Here is a 6,748-nt window from a genome sequence, read left to right on the forward strand (position 1 = left end):
GGGACGACCGCAGCAACACGTTCAGCCCGTGACCGGGGAGGCAGAATGTCAGTCCAGACTCTCGAACGCGAGTCGCGCGGGATTCGCGAGCGCATCCCGGCTCAGGTGTCCGAGGAGCCGGTGAGCGTGGGGGCGCTCGCCGACGGCGACCTCGACGCCCCGAGCCCCGCCGCCGACCTCGTGCGTGTCTACCTCAACGGCATCGGTAAGACGGCGCTGCTGTCCGCGGCCGACGAGGTCGAGCTCGCCAAGCGCATCGAGGCCGGGGTGTTCGCCCAGCACATGCTCGACACCGGCGAGAACCTCACGACCAAGCGCCGCACCGAGCTGTCCGCTCTGGTGCGCGACGGCCACGTGGCCAAGAACCACCTGCTGGAGGCCAACCTCCGCCTGGTGGTCTCGCTCGCCAAGCGCTACACCGGCCGGGGGATGCCGCTGCTCGACCTGATCCAGGAGGGGAACCTGGGTCTGATCCGCGCGGTGGAGAAGTTCGACTACTCCAAGGGGTTCAAGTTCTCGACCTACGCCACCTGGTGGATCCGCCAGGCCATCACCAGGGGGATGGCCGACCAGGGGCGCACGATCCGGCTCCCGGTCCACCTGGTGGAACAGGTGAACAAGCTGGCCCGCATCAAGCGTGACCTGCACCAGCAGCTCGGGCGCGACGCGACGCACGAGGAGCTGGCGGCCGAGTCGGGCATCCCGGCGCACAAGATCTCGGACCTGCTCGACCACTCGCGTGACCCGGTAAGCCTGGACATGCCGGTCGGCGCCGAGGAGGACGCCCCGCTGGGCGACTTCATCGAGGACTCCGAGGCGACGGACGCCGAGAGCGCCGTCATCTCGAGCTTGCTCCAGGACGACCTGCGCCGGGTGCTCTCGACGCTGGACGACCGCGAGCAGCACGTCATCCGGCTGCGCTACGGCCTCGACGACGGCCAGCCCCGCACGCTCGACCAGATCGGCAAGCACTTCGGGCTCTCCCGCGAGCGCGTCCGCCAGATCGAGCGCGAGGTCATGTCGAAGCTTCGCCAGGGCGAGCGCGCGGACCGGCTTCGCGCCTACGCCAGCTGATACCTCTGATCGCTCTGTGTCGAAGGGGCGGGTGCACTGCGCACCCGCCCCTTTCGCATGCCCGCGACCAGCACTTCCGCGGTTCGTGAGGCCGGCTCGGAAAATTCTCCACGAATCAGGGGTTTCGTGGTCACCGGACCGGGGTAGCAACCCCTCGCCGACACCCGTTCGGCCGCGTTGACTTATGACCTTCGTCACGCCACATTCGTGGAGCGGCTTGCGGTAGCGGCACTGACCACGCGACCGGGTGTGCACGCACCCGGCCGCTCTCCCCGGGAGGTCGGGTCCGTCGGGGTGGACCCGGCCTCCCGACCATTTCGTCCGCGGAGGGTCGGCTCGCGCACCGGGGTTGCTCTCCGGCCGGCCCGGCACACGCGTGGGGTGGGTGGGTCACTTCACAGTGATCGCATGCCTCTTCGGCGTGGCGCTTCCCGCTGCGTAGGGTGGACCGATCCCGGAGCTGGCAAAGGAGCCTGGCAGTGCCGTCCACCACCCCGTTTCAGCACACCGAAGTCCTCCCCCTCGGCAAGGACACCACCACCGAGTACCGGCTGGTCACCGACGAAGGCGTCGAGACCGTCGAAGCCGCCGGGCGGACGTTCCTGCAGGTCGATCCCGCCGCGCTCACCACCCTCGCGCGCACCGCCATCACCGACATCCAGCACCTGTTGCGCACGTCACACCTGCAGCAGCTGCGCGCCATCGTCGACGACCCCGAAGCCAGCGGCAACGACCGCTTCGTCGCCATGGACCTGCTGCGCAACGCCGCCATCTCCGCCGGTGGCGTCCTCCCGATGTGCCAGGACACCGGCACCGCCATCGTCATCGGCAAGCGCGGCGAAGGCGTCCTCACCGGCGGGGACGACGAGCGCGCTCTCTCGCAGGGCATCTTCGACGCCTACCAGCAGCTCAACCTGCGGTACTCGCAGATGGCGCCCGTGAACTTCTGGGACGAGCGCAACACCGGCACCAACCTCCCCGCGCAGATCGAGCTGTACCACAAGGAGGGGGACCCGACCTACGAGTTCCTCTTCATGGCCAAGGGCGGCGGCAGCGCCAACAAGACGTTCCTGTACCAGGAAACGAAAGCCGTCCTGAACCCGAAGCGGCTCGCGCGCTTCCTCGACGAAAAGCTGCGCAGCCTCGGCACCGCGGCCTGCCCGCCCTACCACCTCGCGATCGTCGTCGGCGGTATGTCCGCCGAGTTCACCCTGAAGGTCGCGAAGCTCGCCTCCGCGCGCTACCTCGACAACCTCCCGGCCGAGGGTTCCGAGCTGGGCCACGCCTTCCGCGACCGGGACCTCGAGCAGCAGGTCCTCGAGATGACCCGGCAGTTCGGCATCGGGGCGCAGTTCGGCGGCAAGTACTTCTGCCACGACGTCCGTGTCATCCGGCTCCCCCGCCACGGCGCGAGCTGCCCGGTCGGCGTCGCCGTGTCCTGCTCCGCCGACCGCCAGGCCAAGGCCAAGATCACCGCGGACGGCGTCTTCATCGAGCAGCTCGAGCGCGATCCGGCCCGCTTCCTGCCCGACGTCACCGAGGAAGACCTCTCCGACGACGTCGTCAGCGTCGACCTCAACCAGCCGATGGCGGAGATCCGCGCGCAGCTCTCGCAGCTGCCGGTCAAGACGCGGCTTTCGCTGACCGGGCCGCTGGTCGTCGCCCGCGACATCGCGCACGCGAAGATCGCCGAACGCCTCGACGCCGGCGAGGAAATGCCGGACTACCTGAAGAACCACCCCGTCTACTACGCCGGTCCCGCGAAGACGCCGGAGGGCTACGCGTCCGGCTCGTTCGGGCCGACGACGGCCGGGCGGATGGACTCCTACGTCGAGCAGTTCCAGGCCGCCGGCGGCTCACTCGTCATGCTGGCCAAGGGAAACCGCTCGAAGCAGGTCACCGACGCGTGCCGCTCGCACGGCGGGTTCTACCTCGGCTCGATCGGCGGCCCGGCCGCGCGGCTCGCGCAGGACTGCATCAAGAAGGTCGACGTCCTCGAGTACGCCGAGCTCGGCATGGAAGCCGTCTGGAAGATCGAGGTCGAGGACTTCCCGGCGTTCATCGTCATCGACGACAAGGGCAACGACTTCTTCGCCACCACCGGCGACCCGGTGCTGCAGATCAGCTTCCGTTGAAGCACAAGGGAAGGGGACACCGGCCCGCCGCCGATGCCCCCTTTCCTTCCCTGCTCCCTCAGCCGACGCGCTCGATCCGTGCGCGCCGGATGAGGAACTTTCCGGGTTCCCGAACCTGTTCGAAGGCCGCGTTGTTGAGCAGCGTGCAGCTGCCCGACACCGAGGTCACCTCGACCGTCGTGGACTTCGAGTTGTCCAGGTTGGTCACCTTCAGCTTCGTCCCCGCCGGGAACTGGTTGCTCGACGCGGCCGGCGCGCCGGCTTCGCCCGAGAGCGTCACGGTGGAGCCGGCGCACACGACGTCGCCGGTCGCGCCCGGGTCAGCCGCGTCGGCCTGATCGCCGGCCGCGGCGCCGTTCTGGTTCTGGTTCATCTGGCTCTGCTGGTTCTGCTGCGCGGGCGCCTGCTGGGCCGGAGCCTGCGCGGCCTGGCCGTTGTTCGCCGCGACGTTCGCCGTGCAGCCCGCGACCTGCCGCCGCTGCTGGATCAGGTCGACCACTGCCTGGCGGTTGGCGATCCGCGCGGCCGACTGCGCGTCCGGGTTCGCCTGCTGGCCCGCGATGAAGGTCAAGTTGTTCTGCAGGGCGGTGTCGAGCCCGCCACAGTCCTCCTTGGGCGCTTCCGCCGCATTGCCCGCGGGACTGCTCAGCGCGATGGCGGCCGCGGTGATGCCGGAAACGCCCAGCAACGCGGCCAGCCCGACGGTCGCCTGCTTGCGGTGCCGACCACTGCTCAACCGGGGCATGGGCCCCTCCTCTCTGATCGCCACCTCACTGATGGATACGGCTCGGTAACAGCGGCGGTTCACCGAGATTTCGAAAGAGTTTTCGACGACTTCGACAGCGGTCGTCCACCATGGTCCGGACCAGTCGTCGAAAAGGTGGCGCTCAGCAGGGGATCGCGCGGAGGTCAGGCCGCCGGCGCGTCGTCGTGGTCCGGACCACTCACGCGCGCCGCGGTCGCGAGCGCCCAGCGGCCCGTCGTCACCAGCCCCAGCGCGAACACCAGCGCGCCGCAGCCCGCGACGATCAGCCACACCGTCCGGCCCGTTCCCGGCGGCGTCCCCGCGCTCCCCGCCACGACCGCGCCGACCACCGCCACCCCCAGCGACGTCCCCACCTGGCGGCTCGTCGACGCCACCGCCGCCGCGAGGCCGGCCTGCTCGCGCGGCATCCCGGACACCGCCGCGTTCGTGATCGGCGCGTTGAGCAGGCCGTACCCGATGCCGAAGCACACGTAACCCACCACCAGCAGGGAAATCGGCGTCTCCGGGCCGATCCCCGCCAGCACGACGCCGGACGCGCCGATCCCCGCGCCGGCCACCAGCAAGGGCAGCCGCGGGCCGCGAGTCCCGGTCATCCGGCCCGACAACGGCGCGCCCACCGCGGTCAGCACGGCCATCGGCAGGGTCAGCAATCCGGCGTGCAGCACCGAAAAGCCCCGCGTCTCCTGGAGGTAGAGGGTGGTGAGGAACAGGAAGCCCGACAGCGCCGCGAATCCCGCGACCGCGGTGAGCGTCGCACCCGAGAACGGCACGCTGCGGAAGAACCTGAGTTCCAGCAAGGGATCCCGGCGCCGTCGCTCGTACGGCAGCAGCACCACCAGCGCCGCGGCGGCGACCGCGAAGCAGCCAACCATCACCTGCGTGCCCGAGCCGGGGCCTTCGATGATCCCGTACGTCAGCGAGGCCAGCACGACGATCACCAGCAGCTGTCCCACCGGGTCGAGCCGGCGCGGGCGCGGGGCGCGGGACTCGGGCACGAACAGCGCCGTCAGCACGATGGCGGCCACGCCGACCGGGACGTTGATCCAGAAGATCGAGCGCCAGCCCGCCCAGGCGACGAGAACGCCGCCGAGCACCGGCCCCACCGCCAGGCTCAGGCCGTTCACCCCGGCCCAGACGCCGATCGCGCGGGCGCGGTCACGGGGATCGGTGAAGACGTTGGCGACGATGGACAGCGCGACCGGGTTGAGCATCGACCCGCCGATCGCCTGCAACGCGCGGAAGGCGACCAGCAGCCCGATGTTCGGCGCGAGCCCGCACAGCAGCGAGCCGAGGCTGAACAGCGCGAGCCCGGTCTGGAACGTCCGGCGCCGGCCGATCCGGTCCGCGGTCGAGCCCGAGAGCATGAGCAGGCTCGCCAGCACGAGCGTGTACGCGTCGATCGTCCACTGCAGACTCGAGACCGACGCGCCCAGCTCACGGCGGATCGACGGCAGTGCGAGGTTCACGATCGTGTTGTCGAGCCCGACGATGAACAGGCTCAGGCAGCAGATGGCCAGGACCACCCGCCGTCGCACCGGCTGCGGCACCGCACTCCCAAACTAGTTGCACGGACAATATTAAGCACTGTACAACTAATTGTGCTGGGGTCCCCGTCAGGCCGGGAACAGCTCCGTCAGCCGTGCGAGGGTCTTCTCGATGCCCTCGGCGTTCTTGCGCGGGAACGGGCTGAGGCTGATGGCCAGCGGGAACTTCGCCGTCGACCAGTCGAACGTCTCGGTGACCTCGGTGCGGCCGCCGTCGAGGGGTTCGAGGCGCCAGCGCCAGCGGTGGCCGTTGAAGTGGCGCCAGGCGATAAGCCGGCCTTCTTCGAACTCGACCACGGTGTTGAGGACCTTGTACGACGCGCCGATCTTCATGTCCATGCCGAACCGGACGCCGAGCGCGAGCCGGTCCGGGCCGCCGGACTGGGCGGCCCGGACCGTGCCGGATCCGTCGATGAGCGGGTGCTGGGCCGGATCCGCCAGGAGCCCGAAGATCTTCTCCGGGGTCGTGGCGACGATCGCGGTGCGTGAGACCTGGCGGCTTCCCATCACCCGAGCCTAAGCCAGGATGATCACTTCGGCGGCGTGGTCTTCAGCACGACCGTGCGCTGGTCCAGCGGTGCGGCCAGCGCGACCGAGATCACCGGGTACCGGATGTCCATGGTGCACATCTGGCCGGTCTGGGCCTTGGTCTCGCTCAGGTTGACCACGACGTGGTCGCCCGCCTGCTCGGCCGCCTCGCCGAGCGCGTGACCGCAGCCGCCTTCCTGCGCGCGGATGTTGAGGATGGTGCCGCCGTTGGCCGTCCACACCTCGTGCGGGTAGTCGGCGGGCAGCGCCGCGGCGTCGACCTTGTTCGGCGGCACGGGGGTGCTGCCCTCGGGCACGGTCAGCCGGGGTTTGCCCGGCGGGTTCGCCGACGGCGGCGCCGGCAGTACCGACTCACTCGGCGACGTCGACACGCTGCCGGTGGGGGCCGCGGAGGTCCCCCCGGCGGCGGGCTGGCTGATGGGCACGTTCTGGCCGGCGCAGGCCGTCGCCATCAGCAGGATCGCGCCTGTCCCGGCCACCTTCGCTAAGTACCTCATGTGCTGAAGACGGAAGGGGGACGGTGCGGGGTTGCACGGAAGATCGGCCCGGTCGCGGAACGTGGGATCGGCACTGGTGGGTCCGGCCCACGTACCTGGAGAGTCGGCTCGCGTACCTGGAGAGTCGGCTCGCGTACCTGGAGAGTCGGCTCGCGAACCGACCGTCCGGGTACGTGAGCCGAC

At 70.0% G+C, this 6,748-nt stretch carries 6 protein-coding genes; 2 read left to right on the plus strand and 4 right to left on the minus strand.

The annotated features are described in order from the left end of the window. Nucleotides 1-45: 45 nt before the first annotated feature. Both AB0N03_RS27415 and AB0N03_RS27420 read left to right on the plus strand, forming a co-directional pair. Nucleotides 46-1,074: a sigma-70 family RNA polymerase sigma factor gene (locus tag AB0N03_RS27415; protein WP_364377346.1), complete on the plus strand. Its 1,029-nt coding sequence runs from the start codon at nucleotides 46-48 to the stop codon at nucleotides 1,072-1,074. A gap of 479 nt (nucleotides 1,075-1,553) precedes the next feature. After that, complete coding sequence (locus AB0N03_RS27420) at nucleotides 1,554-3,209, plus strand: fumarate hydratase (protein ID WP_364377348.1); 1,656 nt, start codon at nucleotides 1,554-1,556, stop codon at nucleotides 3,207-3,209. A gap of 58 nt (nucleotides 3,210-3,267) precedes the next feature. Here the strand turns inward: AB0N03_RS27420 and AB0N03_RS27425 are convergent, their stop codons facing one another. The 4 genes from AB0N03_RS27425 to AB0N03_RS27440 form a co-directional block, all read right to left on the minus strand. Next, nucleotides 3,268-3,954 carry a hypothetical protein gene (locus AB0N03_RS27425; protein WP_364377350.1) on the minus strand — a complete coding sequence of 229 codons (687 nt, stop codon included), beginning with the start codon at nucleotides 3,952-3,954 and terminating at the stop codon, nucleotides 3,268-3,270. A 164-nt stretch (nucleotides 3,955-4,118) separates the two neighbouring features. Next, nucleotides 4,119-5,522 (minus strand): MFS transporter, encoded by a 1,404-nt coding sequence (locus tag AB0N03_RS27430; protein WP_364377352.1) that lies wholly within the window; start codon nucleotides 5,520-5,522, stop codon nucleotides 4,119-4,121. A 66-nt stretch (nucleotides 5,523-5,588) separates the two neighbouring features. Further along, a complete protein-coding gene (locus AB0N03_RS27435; RefSeq protein WP_364377354.1) occupies nucleotides 5,589-6,026 on the minus strand; it encodes an SRPBCC family protein in 438 nt (145 codons plus the stop codon). Nucleotides 6,027-6,049: 23 nt separating this feature from the next. Beyond that, nucleotides 6,050-6,565 carry a hypothetical protein gene (locus AB0N03_RS27440; protein WP_364377356.1) on the minus strand — a complete coding sequence of 172 codons (516 nt, stop codon included), beginning with the start codon at nucleotides 6,563-6,565 and terminating at the stop codon, nucleotides 6,050-6,052. Between the last annotated feature and the right edge of the window lie 183 nt (nucleotides 6,566-6,748).

The organism is Amycolatopsis sp. NPDC051061 (assembly GCF_040682935.1).
Classification (GTDB): domain Bacteria; phylum Actinomycetota; class Actinomycetes; order Mycobacteriales; family Pseudonocardiaceae; genus Amycolatopsis.